We start from the raw sequence: 14,533 nt of genomic DNA, 5'->3' as shown, positions 1-14,533 counted from the left end.
GTGGTCCCGGCCCAAGGCCCACTCTCAGGGGCGGGATACTGGTGGCATGCGGTTGACGGTCTTCTGGGAGCGGATGACGGACCACTTCGGTCCGGGCTACGCCGACACCTTCGCGCGCGATCACGTGATGGCGGAGCTGGGCGGACGTACGGTGCACGAGGCGCTGGACGCCGGCTGGGACGCCAAGGACGTGTGGCGGGTGGTGTGCACCGTCATGAACGTGCCGCGGGAGAAGCGGTGAGGGCGCACGAAGATCGCCCGGCGGGGTCTGCCCGCCGGCGGTGTGGGTGAGACTTGCTCCGTGCCCTCCACTGACGAGACCGGGCAGGCGGCCCGGCACGCATCCCCGGCCGGCGCCGTGCCGCCCACCGGGCCCCCGGCCGACGGCGCCCCCGCCGGGCCGGGCGCCCGCATGCCGCGCTGGCTCCCGCGCGCCATGGTGCTGGCTCTGGCGCTCATCGCCGCCTTCCAGCTGGGCAGCTGGGCCTTCCACCAGCTCACCGGGCTGCTGATCAACGTCCTCATCGCGTTCTTCCTGGCCCTGGCCATCGAGCCCGCGGTGAGCTGGATGGCCGGGCGCGGCCTGCGCCGCGGGTTCGCCACCTTCCTCGTCTTCCTCGCCGTGCTGATCGCCGCCGCCGGGTTCGTCACCCTGCTGGGCTCCATGCTCGCCGGCCAGATCGTCAAGATGGTCGAGGAGTTCCCGAACTACCTCGACTCCGTCATCAACTGGATCAACGGCCACTTCCACACCGAGCTGAGACGGGTCGACATCCAGGAGGGCCTGCTCCGCTCCGACTGGCTGCGCAACTACGTGCAGAACAGCGCGACGGGCGTCCTGGACGTGTCGGCCCAGGTCCTCGGCGGCCTCTTCCAGCTGCTGACGGTCGTGCTGTTCTCGTTCTACTTCGCCGCCGACGGCCCCCGGCTGCGGCGCGGGCTCTGCTCCGTGCTGCCGCCCGCCCGCCAGGCCGAGGTCCTGCGCGCGTGGGAGATCGCCGTGGACAAGACCGGCGGCTACCTGTACTCACGCGGGCTGATGGCGCTGATCTCCGGCGTCGCGCACTACATCCTCCTGGAGATCCTCGAGGTGCCCTACGCCCCCGCGCTCGCCGTGTGGGTGGGCCTGGTGTCGCAGTTCATCCCGACCATCGGCACCTATCTCGCGGGCGCCCTGCCCATGCTGATCGCGTTCACGGTCAACCCCTGGTACGCGCTGTGGGTGCTGATCTTCGTGGTGATCTACCAGCAGTTCGAGAACTACATGCTGCAGCCCAAGCTGACGTCCAAGACCGTGGACATCCACCCCGCGGTCGCCTTCGGCTCCGTCATCGCGGGCACCGCCCTGCTCGGTGCCGTCGGCGCGCTGATCGCCATCCCGGCGGTCGCCACGCTGCAGGCGTTCCTCGGGGCGTACGTCAAGCGCTACGACGTCACGGACGATCCACGGGTCCACGGGCGCCGGGTCCGCCGGGTGGGGCCCGCGCGGTCCGCGCGACTGCGCCAGCTGTGGGCCCGGCGCCCGGAGCAGGGACGCCCGGGGGCGGAGGGCTCGCAGGAGAACGGAGACGGCGGGCCCTCGTGAGGGCGGCGGGCCGGCGGGAGCGGGGTCAGCCCTGCGGCTCCTGCGGCTTGGCGTCGATGTCCCGCAGGTCCCGGTCCTTGAGCTCGGTGCGGGTCTCGGTGCGGTGACCGCGGGCGATGTAGTCCCGCACCACCGCCTCGACGGCGTCCTGGGGCGAGCCGATACCGGCCAGAACCATCACTTCCACCACCAGTTCGGCGTCGAGACTGATGTTGACCCTGGCCATGGCGCCCCCTCTTCCGGCTCGTCCCTGCATCCAACCACCCGGCCCGCCGGGCCGGGAGACGTACGCTCGGAAGTGCCGCGTGGTGCGCTTGACACGAAAATCGAACATCCATTCTCATGGAGGCTCGGGCAGGGCTCGTGACGGGTGATTCGAGTGGGTTTGGGTGAGGTTGCACCCGGGTTATCCACAGGCTGGACCCGCATCGGGGCCCATTGTCAGTGGCAGGCATTAGCGTCTTTGACGTGAAGCGATCGAATCAAGCAAACCGGGTGGAACCCATGGCAGGAACCGACCGCGAGAAGGCTCTGGACGCCGCGCTCGCACAGATTGAACGGCAGTTCGGCAAGGGCGCGGTCATGCGCATGGGCGAGCGGTCGATGGAGCCCATCGAGGTCATCTCGACCGGGTCGACCGCGCTCGACGTGGCCCTCGGCGTCGGCGGCATCCCGCGCGGCCGGGTCGTGGAGATCTACGGCCCCGAGTCCTCGGGCAAGACGACCCTGACCCTGCACGCCGTGGCGAACGCGCAGAAGGCCGGCGGTCAGGTCGCGTTCGTGGACGCCGAGCACGCCCTCGACCCCGAGTACGCCAAGAAGCTCGGCGTAGACATCGACAACCTGATCCTCTCCCAGCCGGACAACGGCGAGCAGGCCCTGGAGATCGTGGACATGCTGGTCCGCTCCGGTGCCCTCGACCTCATCGTCATCGACTCCGTCGCCGCGCTCGTCCCGCGCGCGGAGATCGAGGGCGAGATGGGCGACAGCCACGTCGGTCTGCAGGCCCGCCTGATGAGCCAGGCCCTGCGGAAGATCACCAGCGCGCTCAACCAGTCCAAGACCACCGCGATCTTCATCAACCAGCTCCGCGAGAAGATCGGCGTGATGTTCGGCTCCCCGGAGACCACGACCGGTGGCCGGGCGCTGAAGTTCTACGCCTCGGTGCGCATCGACATCCGCCGCATCGAGACGCTGAAGGACGGCACGGAGGCGGTCGGCAACCGCACCCGCTGCAAGGTCGTCAAGAACAAGGTCGCGCCGCCCTTCAAGCAGGCCGAGTTCGACATCCTCTACGGCCAGGGCATCAGCCGCGAGGGTGGCCTGATCGACATGGGCGTCGAGCACGGCTTCGTCCGCAAGGCCGGCGCCTGGTACACGTACGAGGGCGACCAGCTCGGCCAGGGCAAGGAGAACGCGCGCAACTTCCTCAAGGACAACCCCGACCTGGCCAACGAGATCGAGAAGAAGATCAAGGAGAAGCTGGGCGTCGGCGTGCGTCCCGAGGAGCCGGCCACCGAGCCCGGCGCGGACGCCGCCCCCGCCGCCACGGCCGACGCCGCACCCGCGGTGCCCGCGCCCACGACCACCAAGGCCACCAAGTCCAAGGCCGCGGCAGCCAAGAGCTGACCCATGACCCGACGAACCGACTGGGCCGAGTACACCGACGGCTCCGCCGGACCGGGCGACGGCACGTACGGGGCGGCTGCGGCCCCGTACGAGACGGACCCCTTCGCCACGGGCCCCCGCGAGGACGACGAGGCGCGCCACGGTGACGGCGAGGCGCGCCGCGGAGGCGGACGGGGCCGAGGGGCGGGCGGCACGCGCGGACGCCGGCGGCGCGAGCGCGCGGAGCCGTCGGCCGAGGACGGAGGTGCCACTTCCTCGTCGAGGGCCGAGAAGGGGGAGCCTCCGCGGGACCCGGTCGAGCAGGCACGGGCGATCTGCCTGCGCCTGCTCACCGGGACCCCGCGCACCCGCAGACAGCTGGCCGACGCCCTGCGCAAGCGGGAGATCCCCGACGAGGCCGCGGAGGAGGTGCTGTCCAGGTTCGAGGAGGTCGGCCTGATCAACGACGGCGCCTTCGCCGAGGCCTGGGTGGAGTCCCGGCACCACGGCCGCGGGCTGGCCAGGCGCGCCCTCGCCAGAGAGCTGCGCACCAAGGGCGTCGACGCCACCCTCATCGACGCGGCGGTGTCCCAGCTGGACTCCGAGCAGGAGGAGGAGACCGCGCGCGAGCTGGTCGACCGCAAGCTGCGTGCCACCCGGGGCCTCGACCGCGACAAGAGACTGCGCCGCCTCGCCGGGATGCTGGCCCGCAAGGGCTATCCCGAGGGCATGGCCCTGCGGGTGGTCCGCCGGGCGCTGGAGGAGGAGGGCGAGGACACGGAGTACCTCGGCGACGAGGCGTTCTGAGGCGCTGCCCGCCCCGGGACTCGCCGTCTACCGGACCCGCCGACTACCGGGGCCGGACGCCGCCACCGGCAGGCCCGCCGCGCGCCAGGCCTGGAAGCCGCCGATCAGATCGGTGGCCCGGTGCAGCCCCAGACGGTGCAGGGACTCCGCCGCCAGACTGGAGGCGTAGCCCTCGTTGCACACCACGACCACTCGCACGTCGTGGTCCGTCGCCTCGGGGAGACGGTGGCTGCCCTGCGGGTCCAGCCGCCACTCCAGCTCGTTGCGTTCGATCACCAGGGCGCCAGGGATCAGACCGTCCGCCTCGCGCAGAGCCGCGTACCGGATGTCGACCAGCAGCGCGGTGCCGGCCGCCGCGGCATCGTACGCGTCGCGCGGTGCGATCCGCCGGTATCCGGCGCGTACGCGCTCCAGCAGGGCGTCGATCCCGGTGGGCCCGCTCACTGCCAGTCCCCGGGGCGCTCGACCTGCTCCAGGCGCAGGGTCTGCCCGCTGCGGCTGTAGCGGCGGATCTGCGGCAGCGGCGGGTAGTAGGCGTGCACGGAGACCGCGTGGCGGTCGGACGACTCGTTGAGGACCTCGTGCACGTGGTGCCGCCCGAAGGCGCGCCCTTGGCCGGCGGTCAGCCGGCGTTCCCGGTCCACGCCGTCGCTGAGTTCGAGGGTCTTCCAGCCGTCGGTGGGCAGGCGGGCGGCGAGCGCGTTCTCCTTGAGTTCGCCCGCGGCAGTGACGAAGGCGCCCACGGATTCGGCGTGGTCGTGCCAGCCGGTGCCCGTGCCGGGCGGCCAGCCGATCAGCCACGCCTCGCTGCCGCCGGGCCCGGCCAACCGCACCCATGTGCGGCCCTCGGGGTCGAGTGGCAGGGAGGCGACCAGTTCGGCGTCGGCCGCCGCACGCCGGACGAAGTCGAGAAGCTCGGCCTGCGTCGGTGCCGCCGTCGGGGCGGACGGGGCGGCGGAGGCGGGAGAGGGTGAGGAAGAGAGGGAGGGAAGGGACACGGCTACCGTCCTGGGAATTCGCGAGGAAGCGCGCGGCGGCAGGCAGGAGCTGCGCCGGGCGTGAAGAAGAGGGCGATTCAGCAGGACGGACGACACACGCCGCCCGCATAGCGGACGAGGTCCATATGGACCCTCCGCCACAGGCGCACACAGGTGTCGGTCACGATCCGGAGTAGACCACGACGGTGCGGACCGGTCAACTCAGCGTCACCATGCGGACAGTGCCCGCACAGCCGGGGAGCGGAGGCCGGGCCCGGGGGCGGCCGGCCGACGGCCCGCTCAACGGGACCCGGCGGCCGCCCCCGCTCCCTCCTCGGCCTCCGATGTCGCCCCGGCCGTCGCCCCGCCCAGCGCCGCCTCGGCAGCCGAGTAGAGGTCGGCCGGGCGCACCCCGTTCAGCGCTGTGACCAGGTGACCGTCGGGCCGCACCAGCAGCACGGTGTGCGCCGCGGCACCCGGATAGCTCTCGGCGACCAGCAACTCGGCGCGGTGGGGCAGCGCCGTCACCGCGGCCGCCAGTCGGGGCATGACCCCGGCCGTCACCCAGTGCTTGCGCTCCCACACCCCCGTACCCGGCGCGATCAGCACCACCAGCAGCGCCCCGCGCCCCAGCCGGTCACGGAGCCGGACGAACGTGCCGTCCTCCGCCGTGACCCGCACGTCGGTGACGGGCGTCCCCGGCGGTGTGCCGACGGACACCTCCCCGGCGAGGCCCTCGGGCGCCAGCGGCGAGTCGGCGTAGGACCCCGTGGCGCCCAGCGTTCCGCGCCCGAGGTGACCGTCCGTCAGCAGTGCGTCGTTGCCGCGGGCCGCGCCGGGGACGTAGGAGCGCAGTCCGCCGCCACCGCGGAGCAGGGGAATCACCTGGTCGGCGGCGCGCAGTCGTGCGGAGATCGCCGCACGCCGCTCCTTCTGATAGCTGTCGAGCAGCGCCTCGCGAGGCCCGTGGTGCCAGGCCAGGGCCAGCTTCCAGGCGAGGTTGTCGGCGTCGAGGAGTCCCTCTTCGAGACCCTGCGTACCGAGCGCGCCCAGCAGGTGGGCCGCGTCCCCGGCGAGCAGCACGCGGCCCACCCGCCAGCGGCGGGCGAGACGGTGGTGGACCGTGTGGACGCCGGTGTCGAGGAGTTCGTACGCCGGGGTCGCGCCGTCGGCCCACCCGGTGAGGGTCTCGCGCACGCGGTTCACCAGGAGCTCCGGAGTGACGAGGTCCTTGCCGGGCGGCAGCAGCCAGTCCAGGCGCCACACGCCGTCCGGCAGCGGGCGGCCGACCACCTCACCGGCCGACGGCCCGGTCGTCCGCCACGGCGGCATCCGGTGGAGCAGCGCCTCGTCGGGCCACGGGAGTTCGGTGCGCAGCGCGGCGACGGCGTATCGTTCCACCGCCGTACGGCCGGGGAAGCGGATGTCCTGGAGCTTGCGGACGGTGGAGCGGGGGCCGTCGCAACCGACCAGCCAACTGCCGCGCCACCAGGTGCCGGCGGGGCCGCGGGTGTGGGCCGTGACGCCGGAGCGTTCCTGCTCGATGCCGTCCAGGCGGCTGTCCACGGCGACCTTGACGAGCCGTTCGCGGGCGAGTGCCGTGCGCAGGACCCCGGTCAGCTCGTGCTGGGCGATGTGCAGGGGGGCCGGATCGGTGTCGCCGAACACGACCTCGCGCGTCACCTGCTTGCGCCGCATCGACCGCCATCCGGCCCAACGCGAACCCAGCCCCGTCAGCGGTGTGCCGGTCAGCCGCTCGACGAGCGCGACGGCCTCCTCGCGCAGGACGACGGTGCGCGCGGGCCGCGGTTCGTCCTTGCCCGGCCCCTCGTCGAGGACGACGCAGGGCACCTCCTGCCGCGCCAGCGCCAGGGCGAGCGTGAGCCCGACGGGCCCCGCTCCGGTGATGATCACCGGGTCCACGGTGCGGCGCCCCCTGCCCGTGGCGGCGTCCCGGGGGACGTGGGTGAACAGGACGTTTGAGCAGGGTGCACGGTCACAGAACGTATGCAACCTATTGCCGCAGCTTGCGTCAAGCGACGGAGGCCGTGGCGATCACGCCACGGCCTCCGTTGATGGTCATACGAGATGACCGAGTGTCAGGTGTTGCTAGACCTTGCCGACGGTTCCGGCATCGGCGGTCTCGACGTCGTCCGCCCTGAGCACCGCACCGGTCGACTTCTTCGCCCGCCGCAGCCGGCGCTCCAGCCAGCCCGCGAAGCTCGTGAGGGCGAAGTTGAGCGCGATGTAGATCACGGCCACCACGGTGTAGCTGGCGATCACGTTGGCGCCGTAGTAGCCGCTCATGGTGTTGGCCGACGCGAGCAGCTCCGGGAACGTGAGGATCGCGCCGCCGAGCGCGGTGTCCTTGAGGATCACGACGAGCTGGCTGACGATGGCCGGCAGCATCGCGGTGACCGCCTGCGGCAGCAGGATCAGCCGCATGACCTGGCCCTTGCGCAGCCCGATCGCCATGGCGCCCTCGGCCTGGCCCCTGGGGAGGGCGAGGATGCCGGACCGGACGATCTCGGCGAGGACCGAGGCGTTGTACAGCACCAGGCCGGTGACGACGGCGTACAGCGGGCGGTCGTCCGGGCTGACGTTGGTGTACTCCGCGAACAGCGCGAGGCCGAAGATCATCAGGACCAGCACGGGGATGGACCGGAAGAACTCGACCACGACCGCGGCCGGTACCCGGACCCACGCGTGGTCGGAGAGCCGGGCGATGCCCAGTGCCGCGCCGAGGGGCAGGGCGATGACCACCGCGAGCACCGCGGCCTTCAGGGTGTTCTGCAGACCCGGCCAGATGTACGTCGACCACGCCTCGGTGCCGGTGAAGAACGGCTTCCACAGGGCCCACTCCAGCTGACCCTTGTCGTTGAGGGTGCCGAACACCCACCACAGCAGGGCGGCCAGGGCGACCAGGAAGACGACCGTGAAGAGGACGTTGCGACGCTTGGCGCGGGGGCCCTGGGCGTCGTAGAGGACCGAGCTCATCGCTTCACCGCCACCTTCTTGCCCACCCAGCCGAGGATCAGGCCGGTCGGCAGCGTCAACACCACGAACACGAGAGCGATGATCGCGGCGATGAGCAGCAGCTGAGCCTCGTTCTCGATCATCTCCTTCATCAGCAGCGCCGTCTCCGCCACACCGATGGCGGCGGCGACCGTGGTGTTCTTGATCAGGGCGATCAGCACGTTCGCCAGCGGAACGACGGACGAGCGGAACGCCTGCGGCAGAACCACCAGCCGGAGCACCTGGCCGAAGCTCAGACCGAGGGCCCGAGCCGCCTCCGCCTGGCCGACGGGCACCGTGTTGATGCCGGAGCGCAGCGCCTCGCACACGAACGACGACGTGTAGAGGACCAGGCCCAGGACGGCGAGCCGGAAGTTGATCGTCTCGAAGTCATTCCCTCCGCCGAGGGTGACGCCCAACGTCTGGTTCAGTCCCAGCGACGCGAACAGGATGATCACGGTCAGCGGGATGTTCCGGACGATGTTCACGTACGCGGTTCCGAAACCGCGCATCAACGGCACCGGGCCGACCCGCATGGCGGCCAGTATGGTGCCCCAGATCAGGGAGCCGACGGCCGACAGCACAGCGAGCTGCACTGTCGTCCAGAAGGCTCCCAACAGGTCGTACTTGTCGAGAAAGTCGAACACGATCTCCCGCGCTTCCGCGTGTAGGGACGCCCGATCCGGTGCGCCGCCCCTGCCGTGGGGCGGCGCACCCCGTCAGGCCCGGCCTCAGCTCTTGATGTCGCCGATCTTCGGCGCCGGCTCGTTCTTGTAGTTGGCCGGGCCGAAGTTGTCCTTGACGGCCTTGTCCCAGGCGCCGTCGGCGACCATGGCCTCGAGCGCGTCGTTGATCTTGTTCTTGAGGTCGCTGCCCTTCTTGACGCCGATCCCGTAGTTCTCGTTCGTCAGCTTGAAGCCGCCGAGCTTGAACTTGCCCTTGAACTGCGCCTGGGAGGCGTAACCGGCGAGGATCGAGTCGTCCGTGGTCAGCGCGTCGACGGCGCCGTTCTGCAGACCGGGCAGGCAGGCCGAGTACGTCGGGTACGGCTGCAGCTGGGCCTTGGGAGCCAGCTTCTTCTTGATGTTCTGGGCCGAGGTCGAACCGGTGACGGAGCAGAGCTTCGCGTCGTTCAGGTCCTCCGGCGACTTGATCTTGTCGTCGTCGGCGCGGAGCAGCACGTCCTGGTGGGCCAGCAGGTAGGGGCCGGCGAAGTCGACCTTCTCCGAGCGCTCGGGGGTGATCGAGTACGTGGCGGCGATGAAGTCGACGTCACCGCGCTGCAGCATGGTCTCGCGGTCGGCGCTCTTCGACTCCTTCCACTCGATCTGGTCCTCGGTGTAGCCGAGCTTCTTGGCGACGTACGTGGCGACGTCCACGTCGAAGCCCTCGTAGCCGTCCGGGGTCTTCTGGCCGAGGCCGGGCTGGTCGAACTTGATGCCGATGGTGATCTTCTTGTCGCCACCACCGGAGGAACCGCTGTCGCCTCCGTCGTCGCCGCCGCACGCGGTGGCGGTCAGGGCGAGGGCGAGCACGGCGGCCGAGGCGGCGGAGACCTTGCGAAGCTTCATGGGGAACATCCTTTGGCTGTGATCGAGCTGTGATCTGGCTGCGATCGGACGATCAGGCGATCAGGTGCGGCCGTCGGGAGCGGGCCGCCGGCGCGGTCGGCGCAGGGCGCCGGAGCCGCTCCGAAGTCTCAGTGGTGCAGGATCTTCGACAGGAAGTCCTTGGCACGGTCGCTGCGCGGATTGCTGAAGAACTGGTCCGGCGTGGCCTCCTCGACGATGCGGCCGTCGGCCATGAACACCACGCGGTTGGCCGCCGAGCGGGCGAAGCCCATCTCGTGCGTGACCACGATCATGGTCATGCCGTCCTCGGCGAGCTGCTTCATGACCTCGAGGACCTCGTTGATCATCTCGGGGTCGAGGGCCGACGTCGGCTCGTCGAAGAGCATGACCTTCGGGTCCATCGCCAGCGCCCGCGCGATGGCGACACGCTGCTGCTGACCGCCGGAGAGCTGCGCGGGGTACTTGTCCGCCTGGGCGCCCACACCGACCCGGTCGAGCAGGGCGCGGGCCTTCTCCTCGGCCTTCTTGGCCTCGACCTTGCGGACCTTGACCTGGCCCAGGGTCACGTTCTCGAGCACCGTCTTGTGCGCGAAGAGGTTGAAGGACTGGAAGACCATGCCGACGTCGGCGCGCAGCCTGGCCAGTTCCTTGCCCTCGGCCGGCAGCGGGTTGCCGTCGATCGTGATCGAACCGGAGTCGATGGTCTCCAGCCGGTTGATGGTGCGGCACAGAGTGGACTTGCCGGACCCCGAGGGCCCGATGACCACGACGACCTCGCCGCGGTGAATCGTCAGGTCGATGTCCTGGAGCACGTGCAACGCGCCGAAGTGCTTGTTGACACTGTCCAGGACGACCAGTTCGCCGGTCGCAGCCTTGTCTTCCTTGGCCACCGATACTTCGGTCATCGCTCTCGGGCTCCGTCCTCCTGGGTTTCGGAGGACAGTAGTGACCCGGGCCACGCCGCGTCTCTACATCTGAGCGAGATCTGAGCATCACGATCCGGTAGCGATCGGACACGAGTCGTAGCGCTTGTGAGCTGGGCGCATATCGGCCGGATAACTTCGAGCGGCCGCAACCGGCAGCCTCTTGACGCCGTCCCCCTGTATCGGAGTCACTGCACAGGACGCACGCGCGCGTGCCGGTGGTTCCACCCGCCCGCAACCCTTGCCCACCCCGCCCGATTCCTACCCGCGCCGAGCGTACGGCCGATGAACCGAAGGGAGCCCGGATGAGACTGCTGCTCGTCGAGGACGACAACCACGTGGCCGCCGCCCTGTCCGCGATCCTGGCACGGCACGGCTTCGACGTCACCCACGCGCGCAGCGGCGAGGAGGCGCTCCAGGCGCTCGTCCCCGAGGTCGACGGCTTCGGTGTCGTCCTGCTCGACCTGGGCCTGCCCGACCAGGACGGCTACGAGGTGTGCGGCAAGATCCGCAAGCGCACCAGCACCCCGGTCATCATGGTCACCGCGCGCTCGGACGTCCGCTCCCGCATCCACGGCCTCAACCTCGGCGCCGACGACTACGTGGTCAAGCCGTACGACACGGGGGAGCTGCTGGCCCGGATCCACGCCGTCAGCCGGCGCACCGCCCACGAGGACGCCACCGGCAGCACCGAGACCGTCGTGCGCCTCGGGGCCGTGCGCATCGAGCTGCCGACCCGCCAGGTGAGCGTGAACGGGTCGGTGGTCCAGCTCACCCGCAAGGAGTTCGACCTGCTCGCCCTCCTCGCCCAGCGCCCCGGTGTGGTCTTCCGCCGCGAGCAGATCATCAGCGAGGTCTGGCGCACCAGCTGGGAGGGGACCGGGCGCACCCTGGAGGTGCACGTCGCCTCCCTGCGCTCCAAGCTGCACATGCCCGCGCTGATCGAGACCGTCCGCGGCGTCGGCTACCGCCTCGTCGCCCCCACCGCCCAAGGGGCCGGGTGAGCACACGCCTGCTGCCGCTGCTCATCGTCCTGATGGCGGCCGTACTGCTCGCTCTCGGTGTGCCGCTCGGCGTCAGCGTCGCGCGCGCCGAGCAGCAGAAGGTCGTCATCGACCGCATAGACGACACCGCACGCTTCGCCGCGCTCGCCCAGTTCGTCACCGAGGACGGGTCGGGCGGCTCACGCCGGACGGACACGGACGAACGCCTGGCGACCCTGCAGACCGAGCTGACCAGCTACTACGAGGTCTACGGCATCAAGGCGGGCGTCTTCTACCGCAACCACATCCCGATGGCCAACGCGCCCACGACGTGGTTCCTGCCGCAGACCGGCGAGGTGCGCGACTCCTTCGACGAGGCGCTGCTCAGCCGCCGCAGCCACGACCCCGAGCAGGTGTGGCCCTGGCAGGACGGCCGGCTGGTGGTGGCCTCGCCGGTCATCCGGGACGGCGACGTGGTCGCGGTCGTGGTCACCGAGTCGCCGACGGACTCGATGCGGTCGAGCACCCTGCGCGGCTGGCTGGTCATCGGTGCCGGGGAGATCGCCGCGATGCTGCTCGCCGTCGGCGCCGCACTGCGGCTGACCGGCTGGGTGCTCAGGCCGGTACGGGTGCTCGACGCCACCACCCACGACATCGCCACCGGGCGGCTCAAGTCCCGCGTCGCACCGTCCGGGGGACCACCGGAACTGCGCCGCCTGGCGGGGTCCTTCAACGAGATGGCCGACCACGTGGAGGACGTGCTGGAGCAGCAGCGCGCCTTCGTCGCCGACGCCTCGCACCAGTTGCGCAACCCGCTCGCCGCGCTGCTGCTCCGCATCGAGCTGCTCGCCCTCGAACTGCCCGAGGGCAACGAGGAGATCGCCTCCGTCCAGACCGAGGGCAAACGGCTCGCCCGGGTCCTGGACGACCTGCTCGACCTGGCCCTGGCCGAGCACAGCCAGGCCGACCTCAAGGTCACCGACGTCGGCGCGCTGACCGCCGAGCGGGTGGCGGCCTGGGCGCCGACGGCGCAGGCCAAGGGCGTACGACTGGTCGGCGACTGCCCGCCGACCACGGGCTGGGCCGACCCGGTGGCCCTGTCCAGCGCCCTGGACGCGGTCATCGACAACGCGGTGAAGTTCACGCCCCCCGACGAGACGGTGCGGGTCGAGGTCGCCTCCGCCGGGGACGCCGCCACCGTCGTCGTCACCGACAACGGTCCCGGGCTCACCGACGAGGAGCTCGCGCGCGTGGGGGACCGTTTCTGGCGCAGTGGGCGGCACCAGAACGTCAACGGCTCCGGCCTGGGCCTGTCCATCTGCCGGGCACTGCTCGCGGCGGGCGACGGTTCGATCTCCTTCGGCCACCACGAGCCGCACGGCCTGCGGGTCACGGTCAGGGTGCCCCGGACGGGTACGGCCCCGGTGGAGCCGCGGCAGCCGCGTCCCTAGGGCTTGACCGACCGGTAGTAGCGCCGGGCGCCCTCGTGCAGCTCCAGCGGGTCGGTGTAGATCGCGGTGCGCAGGTCCACCAGCTGCGCGGAGTGCACGTGCGCGCCGATGCCGTCGCGGCTGTCGAGCACGGTCCGGGTCAGCCACTCGGTGAGCCGCGGATCGACGTCCGCGCGGGTCACCAGCAGGTTGGAGACCGCCATGGTGGGCACCACGGCACCGTTCTGGACGGTGGGGTAGGCCGACTCCGGCATGTTGGTTGTGCGGTAGTAGCGGGTCGCGCCGCCCGACTCGTGCAGCTTGGTGACCAGGTCGTCGCCGATGGGCACGAACCGGAACGCGGAGCTCTCCGCTATCTCCTTGAGGCCGTCCGTCGGCACCCCGCCGGACCAGAAGAACGCGTCGAGCTCGTCGCCGAGGCGCCCCGGACCGGTGTCGATCCCGTCCGCCCGGGGCGTGATGTCCGTCTCGGGATCGATGCCGACGGCCTTCAGCAGCCGGGTCGCTATCAGCCGCACCCCCGAGTTGGGCAGCCCGATGGCCACCCGTTTGCCGCGCAGGTCGGCCACGGACTGGATGTCCGAGTCGCTCGGCACGACGAGCTGCACGTAGTCGTCGTAGAGCCGGGTGACCCCGCGCAGTTCCTCGGCGCCCGCACCGCCGGCCAGCTTGTACGTCTCCACCGCGTCGGCCGCCGCGATCGTGAAGTCGGCCTCGCCGGACGCCACCCGCTCGACGTTCTCCTGCGAGCCGGCGCTGGTCATCAGCCGCACGTTCAGATCCGGCATGTCCTTGCGCAGCTCGGTGCGCAGCAGCTCGCCGTACTTCTGGTAGACGCCCGCGCGGGTGCCCGTACTGAACGTGATCGTCCCGCCCGGGGGCTTCTCGCCCAGCGGCAGCAGCCACCACAGCAGCAGCCCGAGCACGACGGCACCGGCGACCGCGCCCTGCACGGCCCGGCGCCTGCCGATACGGGAGAGCAGCGTGGACATGGAGGCGATCCTGCCAGCCCGCACCCACCCTGACCAGGGCCCCATGTCAGTGGCGGTCGCTACAGTCGTCGGCATGAGCAACACCCCGCCCGCCGAGAGCAGCGCCCAGCCCGCAGGGAGCGGCACCCCGCCCGCCGAGAGCAGCACGCCGTCCGCCGGGAGCAGCACGCCGTCCGCCGGGAGGGGCACGTCGCCCGCCGACCTGGTCCGCGCCTTCCACCTCGCCTTCGGCCTGGACGCGCGCAGCACTCCGACCGAGGTCCCGCCCGGCCTCGCCGCGCACCGGGGCGAGCTGCTCGCCGAGGAGGCCGCCGAGGTGGCCGAGGTCTCGGTCGGGGGCCCGCTCGACCGGCTGGCGCACGAGCTGGCCGACGTGGTCTACGTCGCGTACGGCACCGCCCTCGTGCACGGCATCGACCTGGACGCGGTGATCGCCGAGGTCCACCGCTCCAACATGACCAAGCTGGGCCCCGACGGCCGCGTCAGCCGCCGGGCCGACGGCAAGGTCCTCAAGGGCGACCACTACGAGGCGCCGGACGTCTCGGGCGTACTGCGCCGGCAGGGCTGGACGCCGCCGGCGGCCGGGACCGCGACGACGCCGGGCGCCTGAGCGAGGCGCAC

17 protein-coding genes are annotated in these 14,533 nt (G+C 71.3%); 7 read left to right on the top strand and 10 right to left on the bottom strand.

What is annotated here, in order from left to right; all coding sequences use genetic code 11:
* The first annotated feature begins 46 nt into the window (after positions 1-46).
* Both D1J63_RS09310 and D1J63_RS09305 read left to right on the top strand, forming a co-directional pair.
* Positions 47-241, top strand: a complete 195-nt coding sequence (locus D1J63_RS09310; protein WP_031037914.1) for a DUF3046 domain-containing protein — start codon at positions 47-49, stop codon at positions 239-241.
* A gap of 60 nt (positions 242-301) precedes the next feature.
* Positions 302-1,585 carry an AI-2E family transporter gene (locus tag D1J63_RS09305; protein WP_176153511.1) on the top strand — a complete coding sequence of 428 codons (1,284 nt, stop codon included), beginning with the start codon at positions 302-304 and terminating at the stop codon, positions 1,583-1,585.
* 25 nt (positions 1,586-1,610) lie between these two features.
* Here the strand turns inward: D1J63_RS09305 and D1J63_RS09300 are convergent, their stop codons facing one another.
* Positions 1,611-1,811, bottom strand: coding sequence for a type II toxin-antitoxin system VapB family antitoxin (locus tag D1J63_RS09300; RefSeq protein WP_102932691.1), 201 nt, complete (start codon positions 1,809-1,811; stop codon positions 1,611-1,613).
* A 278-nt stretch (positions 1,812-2,089) separates the two neighbouring features.
* Here D1J63_RS09300 and recA point away from each other — a divergent pair, with 278 nt between their 5' ends.
* Together recA and recX are read left to right on the top strand one after the other, a co-directional pair.
* Entirely contained in the window at positions 2,090-3,214 is a 1,125-nt protein-coding gene (gene recA, locus D1J63_RS09295) for a recombinase RecA (protein ID WP_125628541.1), read from the top strand.
* A 3-nt stretch (positions 3,215-3,217) separates the two neighbouring features.
* Positions 3,218-4,000: a recombination regulator RecX gene (recX, locus tag D1J63_RS09290; protein WP_125628540.1), complete on the top strand. Its 783-nt coding sequence runs from the start codon at positions 3,218-3,220 to the stop codon at positions 3,998-4,000.
* A 27-nt stretch (positions 4,001-4,027) separates the two neighbouring features.
* Here recX and D1J63_RS09285 read toward each other — a convergent pair whose 3' ends face one another.
* The 8 genes from D1J63_RS09285 to D1J63_RS09255 all read right to left on the bottom strand — a co-directional run bounded on the left by D1J63_RS09285 (position 4,028) and on the right by D1J63_RS09255 (position 10,468).
* Positions 4,028-4,444 carry a rhodanese-like domain-containing protein gene (locus D1J63_RS09285; RefSeq protein WP_125628539.1) on the bottom strand — a complete coding sequence of 139 codons (417 nt, stop codon included), beginning with the start codon at positions 4,442-4,444 and terminating at the stop codon, positions 4,028-4,030.
* Positions 4,441-4,998 carry a cysteine dioxygenase gene (locus D1J63_RS09280; RefSeq protein WP_125628538.1) on the bottom strand — a complete coding sequence of 186 codons (558 nt, stop codon included), beginning with the start codon at positions 4,996-4,998 and terminating at the stop codon, positions 4,441-4,443. The genes D1J63_RS09285 and D1J63_RS09280 overlap by 4 nt, the downstream gene beginning before the upstream one ends.
* Before the next feature lie 77 nt (positions 4,999-5,075).
* Complete coding sequence (locus D1J63_RS37650; protein ID WP_347141337.1) at positions 5,076-5,147, bottom strand: putative leader peptide; 72 nt, start codon at positions 5,145-5,147, stop codon at positions 5,076-5,078.
* Positions 5,148-5,277: 130 nt separating this feature from the next.
* Positions 5,278-6,900: an FAD-dependent monooxygenase gene (locus D1J63_RS09275; RefSeq protein WP_125628537.1), complete on the bottom strand. Its 1,623-nt coding sequence runs from the start codon at positions 6,898-6,900 to the stop codon at positions 5,278-5,280.
* Between the two features lie 186 nt (positions 6,901-7,086).
* Positions 7,087-7,974, bottom strand: a complete 888-nt coding sequence (locus tag D1J63_RS09270) for an amino acid ABC transporter permease (protein ID WP_125628536.1) — start codon at positions 7,972-7,974, stop codon at positions 7,087-7,089.
* The gene (locus tag D1J63_RS09265; RefSeq protein ID WP_125628535.1) at positions 7,971-8,639 is read right to left on the bottom strand and encodes an amino acid ABC transporter permease; all 669 of its coding nucleotides are present in this window, start codon (positions 8,637-8,639) and stop codon (positions 7,971-7,973) included. The genes D1J63_RS09270 and D1J63_RS09265 overlap by 4 nt, the downstream gene beginning before the upstream one ends.
* Positions 8,640-8,723: 84 nt before the next feature.
* Positions 8,724-9,563: a glutamate ABC transporter substrate-binding protein gene (locus tag D1J63_RS09260; protein WP_125628534.1), complete on the bottom strand. Its 840-nt coding sequence runs from the start codon at positions 9,561-9,563 to the stop codon at positions 8,724-8,726.
* Between the two features lie 128 nt (positions 9,564-9,691).
* Positions 9,692-10,468, bottom strand: a complete 777-nt coding sequence (locus D1J63_RS09255; protein ID WP_125628533.1) for an amino acid ABC transporter ATP-binding protein — start codon at positions 10,466-10,468, stop codon at positions 9,692-9,694.
* A gap of 323 nt (positions 10,469-10,791) precedes the next feature.
* On the opposite strand from D1J63_RS09255, the gene D1J63_RS09250 reads away from it, so the two are divergent.
* Together D1J63_RS09250 and D1J63_RS09245 are read left to right on the top strand one after the other, a co-directional pair.
* Positions 10,792-11,490, top strand: coding sequence for a response regulator transcription factor (locus tag D1J63_RS09250; RefSeq protein WP_102928759.1), 699 nt, complete (start codon positions 10,792-10,794; stop codon positions 11,488-11,490).
* Positions 11,487-12,920, top strand: a complete 1,434-nt coding sequence (locus tag D1J63_RS09245) for a HAMP domain-containing sensor histidine kinase (RefSeq protein ID WP_125628532.1) — start codon at positions 11,487-11,489, stop codon at positions 12,918-12,920. Before D1J63_RS09250 ends, D1J63_RS09245 begins: the two co-directional genes overlap by 4 nt.
* On the opposite strand, the gene D1J63_RS09240 is transcribed toward D1J63_RS09245, so the two are convergent.
* Positions 12,917-13,912, bottom strand: coding sequence for a TAXI family TRAP transporter solute-binding subunit (locus tag D1J63_RS09240; protein ID WP_125628531.1), 996 nt, complete (start codon positions 13,910-13,912; stop codon positions 12,917-12,919). The two genes, D1J63_RS09245 and D1J63_RS09240, sit on opposite strands and share 4 nt — an antisense overlap.
* Before the next feature lie 202 nt (positions 13,913-14,114).
* On the opposite strand from D1J63_RS09240, the gene D1J63_RS09235 reads away from it, so the two are divergent.
* Positions 14,115-14,522, top strand: a complete 408-nt coding sequence (locus D1J63_RS09235; protein ID WP_164713164.1) for a MazG nucleotide pyrophosphohydrolase domain-containing protein — start codon at positions 14,115-14,117, stop codon at positions 14,520-14,522.
* The last annotated feature ends 11 nt before the right edge of the window (positions 14,523-14,533 follow it).

The organism is Streptomyces sp. KPB2 (genome assembly GCF_003950055.1).
GTDB classification, from domain to species: domain Bacteria; phylum Actinomycetota; class Actinomycetes; order Streptomycetales; family Streptomycetaceae; genus Streptomyces; species Streptomyces salinarius.
This window is presented reverse-complemented; position numbering and strand designations above follow the sequence as displayed.